Consider the following 15,074-nt stretch of genomic DNA (forward strand, 5'->3'; position numbering starts at 1 on the left):
GAGTTAGTTGGTATTTTTTTCGTTTATAGTATAATTTACCTAAGTAACGAATTTAATTGAGAGAAGAGTGTCTATATGCGATTTCTTAAGTCATTAGGTAAGTTTATCTTGGCACCATTGCTTTCGGCTTTGATTGTTTTCGGTAGTTTTCCTGAATTGTTTGCGGTTATAAACATTAAGACTAGCCTCACCCTTAGTCCCGCCATGTTTTGGATTATTTTAATCTACGGAATGGTGGTGTATGCTGTGGTTTACGCTTTGTTTTATAACGTTCTGTTTAAAAAGGGTAAGCCAAGTTCAACTAAGTACAGTAAGTACGCGTCAGTCGGAATGCTTATCATCAACTTGCTTTATGTGGTTTCCGCGTTGCTGCTTGGTTTGATCATGATCGGGATGAAAATGCCACAGTTTATCGATCCAATTGTAAGTAGCATCACGATTATTGGTCTGCCGATTTTATTAATTCTGAACTTAATCGATTTCTTGTGTTATCCAACCAAGAAAACGTACGTAATTAATGGAATTTTCTTTGCGTTTGCCACTATTGTTTATGTAATGTTGTGGTGGAACTAAACATCAATATTGAATAACGAAATATTTTGATTGAGCTAATCAGTGATGATTGGCTTTTTATTTTTAATGGCATATTTTGATTATTTTATTAATTTAGTACAATAGACGTATAAGTGTTATCTACAAAAAATATCATTTAATAAAAAGAGGTCATTTGATTTTGAAAAGTAAAAAACATCAATTACTGACGCTGAGCGTAATATTTTCGCTGGTGTTTTTAATCATGCCGCTGATCTTCAATCCTAGTACGGTCGATGCTAGTAACAAACAGCCGCCCATTTCACAGAATGAAATTAACATAAAGGCCAAAAGTGCCATTGCCGTTGATGCCACCAGCGGCCAGATCATTTATAGCAAAAACGCTAACCAAGAGTTGCCGATCGCATCCGTTAGTAAACTTATTACTACATATATTGTGTTAAACCAAATAAAAGCAAAAAAGATCTCGTGGGACAGTAAGGTTAAAATTAGCGCTGGAGTTGCTAATTTGAGTCAGAAGGATGATTTTACTAACGTTCCGTTGAAAGCTGGTCAATCATACACGGTTAAACAACTGTACGACGCGAGTCTGGTTTGTTCTGCTAACGGTGCTGCCATGGCACTTGGCGAATATTTGGCAGGTCCTAACCACGACTTCGGTAAAATGATGAATCAAGAAGTCAAAAAATTGGGAATTAAGAACGGGCAATTCTATAACGCATGTGGATTGGCTAATCACGATTTAGGCGCGCTAAAGAATCCTAAATTAAGTGATGACGCTGAGAATACGATGTCAGCTAAGGAATTAGCTCAATTGTCACAGAAATTAATTACTCAATACCCGCAAATCTTAAAGACTACCTCAATGACCACATTGGAATGGGATGGAAAGACGCACAAGAACACTAACTTACTTCTGGGCCAAACTAATCCATTCAAGATTGACGGATTAAAGACGGGAACCAGTAATACCGCTGGCGAGAATTTTGTGGGAACCGGTACCAGTAACAACGATCGGGTCATCACCGTGGTTTTAGGGGCACCAAAGGAGCAGCGCTTTGCCCAAACCCAATTAATGCTCAATCAAATCAGTCAAAGTTTGGAACCAATTACGATTGGTGACAACGTGATTAAAAATAAAACTGTCAACGTTGTTAACGGACAAAATCCTAAAACTAAAATTGGCTTGACGGCACCTCAAACGTACTGGTTACCGCAAGGTGAAAAATTAAAGACAGACTTTGTCTCTACCAACCACTCTGGGGTTTTCAAAACGCCACTTGCTCCAATTACGAAGGGCGAGAGGGTTGGAACGGTTAACATCCAGGCGTCTCAAAATGAATTAGACTTATTACCAAACAGTTCCATGAGTGTCCCCGTCGTTTACAAATCGACCAATCCAGTAAATGTGATGAAGATGGTCATGGGCGCGATTGAATTACTGGTTATCCTTCTGTTGTTAGTCTACTTAATTCTGCAAATCAGGAAGTTTAATCGACATCGTCGCTAGTAATTAAAATTATGAAGTTTTCATTAATCGACTGCAAAAAGTGTTGTCGGACGTGCTAATATGCATTATACTAGTAAATGTAATTGAGTTTTGCTTGCGAGCGGCTAGCTCAACTTGTTAGAGCAACGAATTCTTTATTCGTGAGATTGAGGTTCAAGTCCTTGGCTGCTCATATAAATATAAAAAAATGATTGCCTGGTGGGGCAATCATTTTTTTATGGATTTTATTTAAATTGACATCTAATTATTTATTCCATATAATAAAAACGAGAAGAAATCTCTAACTTTTTTCTCATCGCAAGTTGGATGCGATTATCATAGGTGAGTTAGTCCACTATGATTGGCTTTTTTATTATTACGTCTGCTGTGGCGATTTTAATTGCTGACAGTATTAAAAACACACCGTAACTGCTAGAAGACTAGTGGTTATGGTGTGTTTTGGTTTTAACTGTATTTTTCAACGTTCTTTTTGATAAAGTTGGCGGAAGCTTGGAGTTTGTCTTTCTCTTCATCGGTTAAATCAAGTGGGACATCTTCAATGATGCCGTCTCTTCCAACTACAACTGGATAGGAGAAGTATACGCCATAGTCGGAACGGTAGTTTGAGACTGGCAAAACGGTGCGGGCATCAGAGAGAACGGTGTTGGCGAGCCGTACTGCAGCACTGGCCACCCCATAACTGGTGTAGCCTTTACCTTGCATTACTCTAAAACCGCCGTGGCGTGCTTCCTGATCTAAAGTGTCGAGATCAAGATGACGACTTTGGGCTAATTTTTCAATTGGTTGATCAAGAGCCCGAACGGTCGACCATGCGGTAAACTGGGAGTTACCGTGCTCACCAAGATTGTAACCAGTGACCGAGCGTGAATCAATCCCTAGTTTTTCGCCAACGGCACGTTTCATTCTGGCGGAATCTAGGAGTGTTCCCGTTCCAATGACGTGCTTTTTCGGTAAACCAGTAATTTGTTGGTACAACTGGGTAATCACGTCAACTGGATTGGTAATGGCAATCAAAACGCCATTAAAACCGGAATCACGAATCTTAGGTGCGACCTCTTTGACCTGTTCGATGTTGTAGGATAATTCGGCAAAACGATTGTCACTGTCGTTATTTGACAGTTTAATCTTACCAAGGGCTGAGATAACAACGTCAGCGTCCCTTAAAGCGTTGTAATCATTCACAATGATATTGGTGTGAAAGGGTAAATTAGGCATGCCCTCCCGAAAATCAATTGCGTCAGCGTTGACCTTGGCGTCGTTTTTATCAATCATTACTAAGTCATCGGCGAACCCACTTACAACGATGTAATTTGCCACCGTTGATCCCACGTGACCGTCACCAATGACTCCAATTTTTCTAGTCATAATATGCCTCCCATTAATTATTTGGTTTCAGTTTAACAGATTGAGGTTGATTGGGAGTAAAAAAAGTTGGATTGACATTTATACGTTTATCACATACAATAATAGTGTAATAAAAAAGGAAGAGATGTGTGAGATCTCTTCCAAGCGCGTATTTCAGGTGCGTTAATTTGGGTAAGCTAATCAGTGATGATTAGCTTTTTTTATTATCGCATATGCTTTGGCAAGGTAGAAAATGGCTTTTGAAATTGTCATTACTATCTGTGACGTGGCATATGCTAATAATATCCAAATAACGCACACCTCTCGATCTGTTCATCATACTCCTCCTTATTCAGGATGTTTTGGGAAGCAATGTAACACATCTGTACGCTGAGGCATTTGAGCCTGTATATCAATTCTACAGGATAAAACAATTCAAAACACTTAACTCCTTAAGTAATATTGTGTGGTTTAATCGTTGATATAATGAAGGAAAAACTTTTTAAATTTTTTGGCTTCTTTAATTTGATTAAAAAATATCATTCGGCAAAATAAAGAAGCTAGCATATTCGTATCTAAATATGCTAGTTCTTTACTTCCTAAATTTTATCAAACGCCTTTTTCAAATCGTCTAGTAAATCTTCTTTATCCTCAATCCCAACTGACAAGCGAATTAGACCGTCAGAAATCCCGTCCTTTAAACGTTCTGCTCTTGGAACGGAATCGTGGGTCATGACCGCAGGAACCTCAATCAAGCTTTCAACACCACCAAGACTTTCGGCCAAGGTGATAATTTGAAGATTTTCGACAAACGTCTTCGCTGAAAGTCCTGGTTGGAGTTCAAACGAAATCATGGGACCAAAGTTACGCATCTGTTTCTTTGCCACTTCGTAGTTCGGATTGTCAGGATCACCGGGATAGTAAACCTTCGCCACTTTTGGTTCATTTTTGAGAAAATCAAGAATGGCGTTCGTGTTGTCTTGGTGAACCCGCATGCGAGCACCAAGCGTCTTAATGCCACGTTGAACCAACCAACTGTCATCTGGTCCAAGCGTACTACCGATGGAATTCTGCAGGAAGGCCAACTGTTCGGCAATCTGGTCATCGTTAGTAACGGCAACGCCCGCCACGACGTCACTGTGTCCGCCGAGATACTTGGTGGCGGAGTGCACCACCACGTCTGCACCCAAATCCAACGGGCTCTGATTATAAGGGGTCGCAAAGGTGTTATCAACGATGGTTTTGGCACCGTGTTTTTTCGCCATTTCGGATAATTTATGAATGTCGGCTACCGTCAGCAGTGGGTTCGTAGGAGTCTCAAAGTAAATGGCCTTGGTGTTGGGCTGAAAAGCAGCCTTGACGGCGTCTACATCTTGCATGTCAACGGCCGTAAACTCTAGTCCAAAACGTTTCATTACTTGATTAATTAGACGAATCGTCCCACCATACAGGTCTTGGCCGACAATGATGTGATCACCCTTGGAGTACATCGAGAGGATGGTGTTGATGGCAGCAGTCCCCGAACTAAAGGCAAAACCAGCGGTTCCGTTTTCGAGTTCTGCCATCTGGGTTTCAAGGGCGTACCGGGTCGGATTGCCCGTCCGTGAGTATTCCCAGCGTGGATTCCCGCCAAGCTTAGTTTGTTTGAAAGTTGAGGCGCGATAGACCGGGACGGAAACGGCTCCCGTTTCCTTGTCACCAGTGATCCCTCCGTGAATTAATTTTGTATCAATGTGCAAATTAAAAACCTCCTTGAATGTGACTATTAGGATTGATTATAGACTAGTGGTGAAAGTTAGAAAAGAAATGGCATTATAGAATTTAATTTTGTAAAATCGGTTTTATCGTTTCGTGACATGTGTTAGACTTTCCCTATTCAATTAACGTTAGGGGTAGTTTATCATCATAAAAAAATTAGAAAACAAGAAAATCGTATACTGTCTTTTAGCGATTATTGTTGTTATTGGATTAGTGATTCTGTTTAAAGATTATTTTCCACAGATTCGGATGTTTTTTGATCCGAGTCAGAGGGGCGTGGCCGTTAAAGAAATTCATGAACATGGGTTTATCGATGCGGCTCTATTTTTAATTGTTTTAACGTTTGCGACGTTGTTACCGTTTGTTCCTTATCAAGTAATCTGTGTGTTAGCCGGCATTTGTTTTGGAAACGTTCTGGGCTTTTTTATTAATTTAATTGGATTAACCCTTGGTGGACTATGCAGTGTTAAGTTGATTAAGTCCGTTCGTAATATCGCAAGTAATTATCGAGATAAAGAATTGAGTTTTAGTAACGTTAAGCATCCCTTTATCATTCTATGTATTGGTTATGCCATCCCATTCTTCCCCGTTTATTTAATTAGTTACGCGGCTTCACGGTTCAAAATATCACGCAAACTACTGGTTCTAGCGGTCGTGATTGGGTCAATTCCACAGTCAATTATTTATATCGTTGGTGGGATGTACATCATTAACGGGAGTTTGAAGCGAATTGTCGGCGTCCTAGTTGGTGCCATCCTGTTTATTATTGTTTTACACATGGTCATTAATCACTTTACAAATAAAGATAGTTCTAAGAATAAGCATCAAGAAACAGCGAAAGATAGTCAAAGCAAATCGAACTAGATTAATTAGGCAATCCATCCGGGTTGTCTTTTTTTACGTTCAAAATTTGGCTTCTGGTAATGATAATGGTGTTATAATCAAGCCGTTCAATTGTTTGTAACAAAAAACTAAATAACGAGGGTTGCTTCCGATACGCCTCGCTAAAAACAATGAGGAGATGTTCATAATGTTACATGCATTAGCAAAAAGTCGATGGTTTGACCTAGTTGGAGTCGCAATCGTGGTGATTGCGTCGATTGCGAGTGGTTATCTGACGGAGAATCTGGCAGACGTCACGCACTGGGGCTCCTGGGCGGTCTTTGTTCCGTTTGGAATTATTTCGATCGTAAACGCCGTCCTCTCCATTTATTCAACGCGTTTAACTGGGAGAATGAATAACCTCGGCAACGTGATTGGCATCATTAACGTAGTTCTGTCCGGCTTTATTGATTACGTTTTAGGTAATAAAGCGGCGGTCGTTACCTATCCGGTGACTTTCATCATCTACACGTTTGCGATTAATAAGTGGATGAAGACCGCTAAGTACAAGGCGACCAAACCGTATACGGGAATCAAGAAGTGGGTCGTCATGACCAGCATTTTACTTTTGAGTCTGGTATTTTCGTTTGAAGCCAATCTGGTTGGTTGGCCTAACGGTTACACGCATTTGTTATTCTGGATTGTCGTGATTGCGTTTGATTTGTCGCTGACTGCGAACATTTTAAACGCCATGAAACTGACCGTTCAGTGGAAATACTGGTTCGTCTATAATCTGATCCAGTTACTAAAAGCCATCGTGCAGGGCAACTTCGCAAACGTTGGCAAATACATTTATTACATTATCAACTCGATTTGTGCGCTTGATTTCTGGGAGAAGCCAATCTTGAAGCCAGCGAAAATTAAATAATTAAGTAAAGGGAATCCATTTATTGGGATTCCCTTTTTTATACATAATTAAAGTTTATTCCATCACAATATTGGGGAATTTTTTTGGCTTTTGACTCTACTAGAAACACAAGGGTTTGAAAGAATAATTTCTTAGATAATTATGATTTTGATGTGTTATAACTTGAATTTTTTTAGAAGACGAGTATAACAATCTGTAAGCGGTTACAGATCAAACCAATCATTTCGAAAATTCCAATCCTGTTTTATAGAAAAGAGTTTAAAAAATCAATTGTTGATTAATGAAATCAGCTTTTTCTTTGATCATAATTGCTCAATAATTAACAATTTTACATTATGGGAGGGTTTACTTATGAAGATTGAAGCAGCGGTCGTTAATAAGAAAAATGGCAAGTTCGAAATTAAAGATGATGTCGAATTAGCCAAAATGCAACCAGATGATTTACAAGTTCACATGGTTGCAACTGGAATTTGTCACTCAGATGAAGCCTTGAGAAAGGGCACGGCTGAGATTGGTTATCCGATTATTCTGGGTCATGAAGGTTCTGGGATTGTCGAAAAGGTTGGTTCGGAAGTAAAAGACTTTAAGCCCGGCGATCACGTCGTTCTGTCATTTTATGGTTGTGGAAACTGCATTAACTGTTTAAGGGGAATTCCCACTCAATGTTTAAACTATGCGGCCAATAACCTATCGGGGGTTCGTCCCGACGGCAGTGCGCACTTTACCGAAAATGGGCACGATGTTGCCGACATGTTTGACCAATCATCGTTTACCACGACCACGGTGGTTCGTGAACGAAACGCCGTTAAGGTCTCAAAGGACCTCGATTTGAGAAAGTTAGGACCATTAGGTTGTGGCTACGTGACTGGTAGCGGAACGGTCTTTAATACTTTAAAGCCCGAACCCGGCTCAACGATTGCGGTCTTTGGAACTGGAGCCGTTGGGTTAGCTGCCATGATGGCTGGTCGCATTTCCGGATGTACCAGTGTAATTGCCGTTGACATCGTTCCTTCCCGTTTGAAGTTGGCCAAGGAACTCGGCGCCACTGATGCCATCAACAGTAAAGACGAGGATCCCGTTGAAGCCATCAAGAAATTAACTAATGGGCACGGAGTTGACTACGCCGTTGATACCACTGGTGTTAAACAGGTCATGGAAAGTTCGATTCAAGCCTTGGCTCAAGGCGGAACAACGGCTACGATTGCCGTAACCGACCAGCACATTAACTTGGATACTTGGAACGACCTTTGTACCAGTGATCGCAAGGTTGTCGGTGTTAACATGGGTGATTCGATCCCGCAAGTCGACGTTCCACGTTTAATTCGTTTTTACCAATTAGGCATGTTCGACTTTGATAAGACCGAGAAGTTCTACCCATTTGATGAAATCAACGAAGCCAATGCTGATTCCATCAGCGGAAAGACGATTAAACCGGTATTAGTAATTGATAAGGACTACCAACCCGGCAAATAAGGTTGATTAAATCACTTTAACATGATTGTTGAAATTAAATGTTATTGAAAGGAAGCATCATATTATGGCTGAATTAAAACATTACCAAATGTACATTAACGGAGAATTTAAAGATTCAGATTCAGGAAAAGTATTAACGGTACTCAATCCAGCGACGGGACAGGCAATCTCAACCGTTCCTAGTGCTAGTAAGGAAGAGACGAAAGCGGCCATCGATGCCGCAGCTAAAGCCGAAGAATCATGGAAGAAGGTTCCAGCTGCCACTCGTGGTCAGTATTTGCACGCGGTCGCAAACGAAGTTCGCAAACAAAAAGACCATTTGATTTACATGCTTCAAGAAGAACAGGGCAAGATTAAGTCACTTGCCACCACTGAGATCCTATTCTCAGCCGATTACTTTGACTACATGGGAAGTGCCAGTCGAACCTATGAGGGAGAAATCCTTCAATCTGATAACGAAGACGAAAGTATCATGATTGAAAAGCAACCAATTGGCGTTGCGGCCGGCATCTTACCATGGAACTTCCCGTTCTTCTTAATTGCCAGAAAGATGGGTCCAGCACTAGTCACCGGGAATACCATTGTGATGAAACCAAGTTCTGACACCCCTAACTTAGCGCTTGAATTCGCTAAGATCGTTGAAAAAGTTGGCATTCCTAAGGGCGTTGTTAACATTGTCACGGGACCAGGTTCGGTCGTTGGCGACGAATTATCAAAGAACAAAAAGGTTGGCATTATCAGTCTGACTGGTTCGGTTGAGTCAGGGAAACGAGTCATGACGAGTGCCGCTACCCATTTGGCCAAAGTGTCACTTGAACTTGGTGGAAAAGCTCCCGCCATTGTATGTAAAGACGCTGATATTGACCTGGCGGTTCAATCCATCATTGATTCCCGAGTTGATAATAACGGTCAGATCTGTAATAACTGTGAACGAGTATACGTCCAAGAAGACGTGGCCGACGAATTTATCAAGAAATTATCGAAGAAAATGTCAGAAATTACGGTTGGCGATCCGATGAAGGACGAAAACGTTGGGATGGGTCCGTTGATTAATCAAGGAGCTTTGGATAAAGTTTCGAAAATGGTTGACCGAGCCGTTGAAGCTGGCGGTAAGGTTACCGCTGGTGGTCACAAGTTGAACATCGAAGGTGGCTTTTACTACGAACCAACGGTCATCACGAACGTCAAACAGGATTCTGAGATTATTCAGGATGAAATCTTTGGACCGGTTCTCCCAATTGTGACCTTCAAGACCTTAAGTGATGCCATCAAGATGGCTAACGATAGTGACTTTGGCCTTACTTCATCAATCTTTACCGAGAATCTGGATAACGCTCATCGAGCCGCAAATGAACTCGAAGACGGTGAAACCTACATTAACCGTTACAACTTCGAAGCCATTAATGGTTCACATTCTGGTTGGAAAGAATCTGGAATTGGTGGCGACGATGGTAAACATGGAATTGATGAATTCTTAAACACCCACACCATTTACTTGCAGGGACACCCCGATAAGGCAAAATGATAATCAATATTAATAAATAGAAACGGGATGAACTCATAGAGTTAGACCAAAAGTCGACTTTATGGGTTCATTTGTTTTAGTTCTGTTTCTTCTTCATAAATTGTCAAAGTGGCGAAAGATTGATAAGATTTAGGCACTAATTAAAAGACAACCGAGGAATAATTAATGAAATTACGTGCTTTAGAGAAAACTGATTTACCCAAGCTCCACGAACTTTTTAATGATAAACGCGCCATGGACTACTGGTTCACCGAACCGTATCTTTCTGTGTCGTCCCTTAACGAAAGATACGAGCGTGAAAACAACGACCCCGCTATTCGCAATTTTGCGATTGACGTCAAAGGCAAGTTCGCTGGAATCGTGGCGTTGATTGATATTAATCCACGCGATCGAAACGCTGAGATTGAGATTGCGCTTGGTGACGAATTCGTTGGCAACGGCATTGCCCAGGCGGCGTTTGACGCTTGTGTGAACTATGGATTTGAGACGTTAAACCTCCACAAGATTTTCTTGTACGTTGACGTGCAAAACAAGCCCGCCGTTCATATTTACGAAAAGTTTGGGTTTAAGATTGAGGGAACCTTAAAAGACCAGTTTTACGTCAACGGAAGTTACCATGACGTGTACTGGATGGCAAAATTTGAAGATGAATCGGTTTAAGACAGCCAATCTTTGGTTGTTTTTTCTTTTCGACAAAACGCTTTACTTGCATTCAAGTCCAAGTAAAGGTGTAAATTATGGGTAGTCAATAAATAACAAATAAGGAGAGTTATTATGGAATACTTTACATTAAATGACGGCAACCAAATGCCCGCAACTGGTTTTGGGACCTTTCAAATCACCAACCCCGAAGAGGCCGAACAATCGGTTATCGACGCCATCGCCTCGGGTTATCGTTTAATCGATACGGCCCAATACTACCAAAACGAGGAAGCCGTGGGTCGGGGGCTAAAAAAGTCTGGCGTAAAACGCGAGGATTTATTTGTCACCTCTAAAGTCTGGTTCACTGACAGTGGTTACGACAAAACCATGAACATGTTTGAAACCAGCCTCAAGAAATTGGGACTGGATTACCTTGATTTATACCTGATTCATCAACCCTACGGCGATACCTTTGGTTCATGGCGAGCCCTTGAAGAACTTCAAAAAGCGGGCAAAATTAAGTCCATTGGGGTTTCCAATTTCTACGATGATCAGATTACCAATTTGGCATTATTTAACGACGTTAAGCCCGCCATCAACCAGATTGAGATTAATCCGTGGGAACAACAAAAGACCGCCGTCGACTATCTGGAATCATTTGATGTTCGTCCAGAAGCTTGGGCCCCATTTGCGGAGGGCAAACACGCCATTTTTAACAATGAAACCCTGAAAGCAATCGGTGACAAGTACAAAAAGAGTGTCGGTCAGGTCATCTTACGTTGGGAATTTCAACGTGGAATCGTGACCCTGGCTAAATCAACTCATAAGAATCGGATGGAAGAAAACATCGATATCTTCGACTTTGAATTAAGTGACGATGATATGAAGGAGATCGCCAAGTTGGACAAGGGTGAAAGCCAATTCTTTGATCACCGTGATCCAAAGACCATTCAAAATTTCGTTAAATAATGAGAATGCGAAAGGCATAATTTATGAAGAAAATTTTAATTATTGGAGCGACCGGAAACGTCGGTCAAGAGGTCAGAAAGAACCTGTTGGAAAAGACCGATGATTTTTTGACACTCTTTTCAAGAAGTGCAGGTCAAAGGTTTAGTGATGATGATCGTGAACGAGCCGTAAGTGGCGACGTAAATGATTTATCTGACCTTGAAAAAGTAGTGCATGGTCAGGATGAAGTGTTTGTGGCGCTTAGTGGCAACTTACCGGAAATGGCCAGGAACGTTGTGTCCGCCATGGATGATGAAAACGTCAAACGCCTAGTCTTCATTACGTCAATGGGCATTTATAATGAAGTCCCTGAAGAAATTTCGGCAAGTGGAAACCTGAAAAATAATCCGCGACTGGCACCGTATCGTGAGGCGGCCGATGTGATTGAAAGTTCTGATTTAGATTACACGTTAATTCGACCGGGATGGTTTGATAACGGCAGTAGTGAATACGAAATTACGTATAAAGGTCAAGATGTTAGCGGTAATCGGGTAGCCGTTGCCAGTATTGCTGACCTAGCGACGCGCCTGCTTCAAGATGACCAGCTGGATGTAAGAGAAAGTTTAGGAATTAATCGAAAAGCTTAGTTAAATGAATGTGAGGAATTGAAATGAAAGCAACGGAATTTATCAAACCGGGCGATGTTGAACTCGTTGACACGCCCAAACCCAAGATTGAAAAACCAACCGATGCCATTATCAAGGTGGTACGGGCCAGCGTTTGTGGATCCGACCTCTGGTGGTATCGTGGCATTGACGAACGAAAACGCGATACCTTTGTGGGCCACGAAGCCATTGGAATTGTGGATTCAGTTGGATCAGACGTCAAGGACGTTCAACCCGGAGATTTTGTGATTGCCCCATTTACCCATGGTTGTGGTCACTGTGCCGCTTGTTTGGCGGGTTTTGACGGTAACTGTATGAATCAGGAAAAGGGTGCCAACATTGGTTATCAAGCCCAGTACTTCAGATACATCAACGCGAACTGGGGACTCGTCAAGATTCCGGGTCAACCATCGGACTATTCGGACGAAATGTTGAAGTCACTGGTTACCCTTTCTGACGTCATGGCAACGGGTTATCACGCCGCTGCCAGCGCCGAAGTGAAGGACGGTGACACCGTTGTCGTCATGGGTGACGGGGCCGTTGGCCTCTGTGGTGTAATTGCGGCCAAGTTGCGTGGTGCAAAGCGTATCATTGCCATGAGTCGTCATGAGGATCGCCAAAAGTTAGCCAAGGAATTTGGCGCAACGGATATTGTTCCTGAACGTGGAGATGAAGCGGTTAAGCACGTGATGGAACTGACCAATGGTGCTGGCGCTGATGCCATTTTGGAATGTGTTGGAACCGAACAGTCGGTTGATACCGCAACTAAGGTCGCTAGACCAGGTGCTGTCGTTGGTCGAGTGGGCATTCCCCAAAAGGCCGAAATGAACACCAACAACTTGTTCTATAACAACACGGGTCTCCGTGGCGGCATTGCACCCGTTACCACTTACGACCGTGATGTATTACTGCAGGCGGTTCTTGATGGCAAGATTAATCCCGGAAAAGTCTTTACCAAGGAATTTGATTTAGATCACGTCAAGGATGCTTATGCCGCCATGGATAAGCGGGAAGCCATTAAATCGTTGTTGATTGTTGATAAGGATTAATTATGTTTGACTGAACAATAGTTTAATGAAATTAGAATGACTAGTTTTCCAAAAAAATGAGCCCTTACTCGATTTGAGTAAGGGCTTATTTGGTATATTCACTTACACATCCTGGTCGGTTGGACGAACCAAGACTTCGTTAATATCAACGTTTTCTGGTTGACTCATCATGAAGACCGCGATTTCCGCGATGTTTTCGGGACTCAACCAGCCATGCTTGTCAGCTTCAATCTGTTTTTTAATCTTGTCATCGTTGATGGTGTTCATCAGGTTCGTGTCGACAAAGCCGGGTGAGACAATCCCAGTCCGAATTCCATTTTGGTGTTGTTCCTGACGGAGACCTTCCATGACGGCTTTGACGGCGTACTTGGAACCGTTATAAACGGCGGAATTAGGGTAAACTACGTGACCAGCGACGGAATCGGTGGCCATGATTAAACCTTGACCCTGTTGTTTCATTTGTGGGACCGCCGCCACAATCCCGTTTAAAACGCCCATGATGTTGGTGTCAATGGCTTTTTTCCAATCGGCTAAACGATCCGGGTCATCGACAGGTCCCTGTGGCATAATGCCAGCGTTGTTATACATGACGTCTAGCTGGCCGTACTTGTCGATTGCCATGCCGGTCAGTTCCTGAACGTCTTCTTTCTTAGTAACATCCGTAATTTTGTAAGAAAAGTTTTTTGGATTATCAACTTCGGTGGAAAGCTCTTCAAGTTGTTCCTCGTTTCTAGCACCGACGACCACTTTGGCTCCCCGAGACAAAGCTAACTTGGCGGTGGCAGCTCCCATCCCAGAACTACCACCGGTGATAACTACAACTTTATTTTCGATTGTCATAATAAAACCCCTCTTCCAACTTATGACTTCCAATACGAGATCATTTAACGCTAAATTTAGTCCTGATTCAAGTAAATGGGTTTCAAAATTGATTAAGATTCTGTGACAAAAAACTCCTACTCATTGAGTAGGAGTCAAATCAAAGTTTTATTAGATGTTTTGGTCGGTTGGGCGAACCAGGACTTCGTTAATGTCAACATTTTCTGGTTGACTCATCATGAAGACGGCAATTTCTGCGATGTCGTCAGGTTCTAACCAGCCATACTTGGTGTTGTTATTTTGTTCAATACTCCTTTGGATTTTATCGTCGTGAACGGTTGACATCAGGTTGGTATCAACAGCGCCGGGTGACACAATCCCGGTCTTGATGCCGTTTTGGTGTTGTTCCTGACGCAACCCTTCCATGATGGCTTTGACGGCGTACTTGGAACCATTGTAGACGGCTGACCCAGGGTAAACCACGTGACCAGCGACCGAGTCGGTGGCCATGATTAAACCATGACCTTGCTTCTTCATTTGAGGAACCGCGGACACAATGCCGTTCAATACTCCCATAATATTGGTATTTAAAATATCCTGCCATTCGCTCAATTTAGCTGGATCGTCAACCATTCCCTGCGGCATGATGCCAGCGTTGTTATAAATTACGTCGAGCTTGCCAAACTTTTTGATGGCTAAATCGACTAAGGATTGCACCTCGTCTTTTTTCGTAACGTCAGTTTGTTGGTAGGCAAAGTTTTCGGGATGGTCAACTTCATCGGCCATTCGTTCTAATTTTTCTTCATTTCGTGATCCAACGACCACTTTGGCACCTCTTTTGAGGGCCAACTTAGCGGTTGCTTCTCCCATTCCAGAAGAGCCACCGGTGATGACAACTACTTTATCTTTAACAGACATCATAACAACTCCCTTCTTAATACAGGTAAAGGGTAAACCCTCATATGGCGTAAACGTCAAGAAAGGCGACTTGATGAAACTTTTCCGTCTTTCATGTAACGTTTTGAGACATTAAACCTGT

14 protein-coding genes and 1 tRNA gene are annotated in these 15,074 nt (G+C 42.2%); 11 read left to right on the plus strand and 4 right to left on the minus strand.

The annotated features are described in order from the left end of the window. The first annotated feature begins 75 nt into the window (after positions 1–75). From AC6UDF_RS06350 to AC6UDF_RS06360, 3 genes are all read left to right on the plus strand, one after another. Positions 76–573, plus strand: coding sequence for a hypothetical protein (locus AC6UDF_RS06350; protein WP_500724097.1), 498 nt, complete (start codon positions 76–78; stop codon positions 571–573). A gap of 160 nt (positions 574–733) precedes the next feature. Further along, the gene (locus AC6UDF_RS06355; RefSeq protein WP_500724099.1) at positions 734–2,062 is read left to right on the plus strand and encodes a D-alanyl-D-alanine carboxypeptidase family protein; all 1,329 of its coding nucleotides are present in this window, start codon (positions 734–736) and stop codon (positions 2,060–2,062) included. A gap of 98 nt (positions 2,063–2,160) precedes the next feature. Further along, positions 2,161–2,234: transfer RNA gene (locus AC6UDF_RS06360), tRNA-Lys, on the plus strand. 272 nt (positions 2,235–2,506) lie between these two features. Here the strand turns inward: AC6UDF_RS06360 and AC6UDF_RS06365 are convergent. Further along, on the minus strand, positions 2,507–3,427 hold the full coding sequence (locus AC6UDF_RS06365) for an L-lactate dehydrogenase (RefSeq protein WP_500694224.1): 921 nt from the start codon (positions 3,425–3,427) through the stop codon (positions 2,507–2,509). A gap of 578 nt (positions 3,428–4,005) precedes the next feature. Further along, on the minus strand, positions 4,006–5,145 hold the full coding sequence (locus AC6UDF_RS06370) for a trans-sulfuration enzyme family protein (RefSeq protein WP_500694225.1): 1,140 nt from the start codon (positions 5,143–5,145) through the stop codon (positions 4,006–4,008). A gap of 232 nt (positions 5,146–5,377) precedes the next feature. Here AC6UDF_RS06370 and AC6UDF_RS06375 point away from each other — a divergent pair, with 232 nt between their 5' ends. The 8 genes from AC6UDF_RS06375 (at position 5,378) to AC6UDF_RS06410 (ending at position 13,216) form a co-directional block, all read left to right on the plus strand. Continuing rightward, entirely contained in the window at positions 5,378–6,028 is a 651-nt protein-coding gene (locus tag AC6UDF_RS06375) for a TVP38/TMEM64 family protein (RefSeq protein ID WP_500709642.1), read from the plus strand. Positions 6,029–6,194: 166 nt separating this feature from the next. Next, on the plus strand, positions 6,195–6,914 hold the full coding sequence (locus AC6UDF_RS06380; RefSeq protein ID WP_500694227.1) for a nicotinamide mononucleotide transporter: 720 nt from the start codon (positions 6,195–6,197) through the stop codon (positions 6,912–6,914). A gap of 351 nt (positions 6,915–7,265) precedes the next feature. After that, positions 7,266–8,387 (plus strand): NAD(P)-dependent alcohol dehydrogenase, encoded by a 1,122-nt coding sequence (locus AC6UDF_RS06385; protein ID WP_500694228.1) that lies wholly within the window; start codon positions 7,266–7,268, stop codon positions 8,385–8,387. 64 nt (positions 8,388–8,451) lie between these two features. Beyond that, entirely contained in the window at positions 8,452–9,912 is a 1,461-nt protein-coding gene (gene aldA, locus AC6UDF_RS06390; protein ID WP_500694229.1) for an aldehyde dehydrogenase, read from the plus strand. A 165-nt stretch (positions 9,913–10,077) separates the two neighbouring features. Then, positions 10,078–10,572, plus strand: a complete 495-nt coding sequence (locus AC6UDF_RS06395; protein ID WP_500694230.1) for a GNAT family N-acetyltransferase — start codon at positions 10,078–10,080, stop codon at positions 10,570–10,572. Positions 10,573–10,686: 114 nt separating this feature from the next. Further along, positions 10,687–11,523, plus strand: coding sequence for an aldo/keto reductase (locus tag AC6UDF_RS06400; protein ID WP_500694231.1), 837 nt, complete (start codon positions 10,687–10,689; stop codon positions 11,521–11,523). A gap of 23 nt (positions 11,524–11,546) precedes the next feature. Beyond that, positions 11,547–12,149 carry an NAD(P)H-binding protein gene (locus AC6UDF_RS06405; protein WP_500694232.1) on the plus strand — a complete coding sequence of 201 codons (603 nt, stop codon included), beginning with the start codon at positions 11,547–11,549 and terminating at the stop codon, positions 12,147–12,149. Positions 12,150–12,172: 23 nt separating this feature from the next. After that, the gene (locus AC6UDF_RS06410) at positions 12,173–13,216 is read left to right on the plus strand and encodes a zinc-dependent alcohol dehydrogenase family protein (protein WP_500694233.1); all 1,044 of its coding nucleotides are present in this window, start codon (positions 12,173–12,175) and stop codon (positions 13,214–13,216) included. Positions 13,217–13,318: 102 nt separating this feature from the next. Here AC6UDF_RS06410 and AC6UDF_RS06415 read toward each other — a convergent pair whose 3' ends face one another. Both AC6UDF_RS06415 and AC6UDF_RS06420 read right to left on the minus strand, forming a co-directional pair. Then, positions 13,319–14,056 (minus strand): SDR family oxidoreductase, encoded by a 738-nt coding sequence (locus tag AC6UDF_RS06415; RefSeq protein ID WP_500694234.1) that lies wholly within the window; start codon positions 14,054–14,056, stop codon positions 13,319–13,321. A 150-nt stretch (positions 14,057–14,206) separates the two neighbouring features. After that, positions 14,207–14,953, minus strand: a complete 747-nt coding sequence (locus AC6UDF_RS06420) for an SDR family oxidoreductase (RefSeq protein WP_500694235.1) — start codon at positions 14,951–14,953, stop codon at positions 14,207–14,209. Positions 14,954–15,074: the final 121 nt, after the last annotated feature.

It is taken from the genome of Fructilactobacillus sp. X2R6C1, assembly GCF_059901295.1.

Coding starts and splice junctions, on each gene's coding strand:
- AC6UDF_RS06350 (WP_500724097.1), top strand. CDS start 76: ATGCGATTTCTTAAGTCATTAGGTAAGTTTATCTTGGCACCATTGCTT.
- AC6UDF_RS06365 (WP_500694224.1), bottom strand. CDS start 3,427: ATGACTAGAAAAATTGGAGTCATTGGTGACGGTCACGTGGGATCAACG.
- AC6UDF_RS06380 (WP_500694227.1), top strand. CDS start 6,195: ATGTTACATGCATTAGCAAAAAGTCGATGGTTTGACCTAGTTGGAGTC.
- AC6UDF_RS06385 (WP_500694228.1), top strand. CDS start 7,266: ATGAAGATTGAAGCAGCGGTCGTTAATAAGAAAAATGGCAAGTTCGAA.
- aldA (WP_500694229.1), top strand. CDS start 8,452: ATGGCTGAATTAAAACATTACCAAATGTACATTAACGGAGAATTTAAA.
- AC6UDF_RS06395 (WP_500694230.1), top strand. CDS start 10,078: ATGAAATTACGTGCTTTAGAGAAAACTGATTTACCCAAGCTCCACGAA.
- AC6UDF_RS06400 (WP_500694231.1), top strand. CDS start 10,687: ATGGAATACTTTACATTAAATGACGGCAACCAAATGCCCGCAACTGGT.
- AC6UDF_RS06405 (WP_500694232.1), top strand. CDS start 11,547: ATGAAGAAAATTTTAATTATTGGAGCGACCGGAAACGTCGGTCAAGAG.
- AC6UDF_RS06410 (WP_500694233.1), top strand. CDS start 12,173: ATGAAAGCAACGGAATTTATCAAACCGGGCGATGTTGAACTCGTTGAC.
- AC6UDF_RS06415 (WP_500694234.1), bottom strand. CDS start 14,056: ATGACAATCGAAAATAAAGTTGTAGTTATCACCGGTGGTAGTTCTGGG.
- AC6UDF_RS06420 (WP_500694235.1), bottom strand. CDS start 14,953: ATGTCTGTTAAAGATAAAGTAGTTGTCATCACCGGTGGCTCTTCTGGA.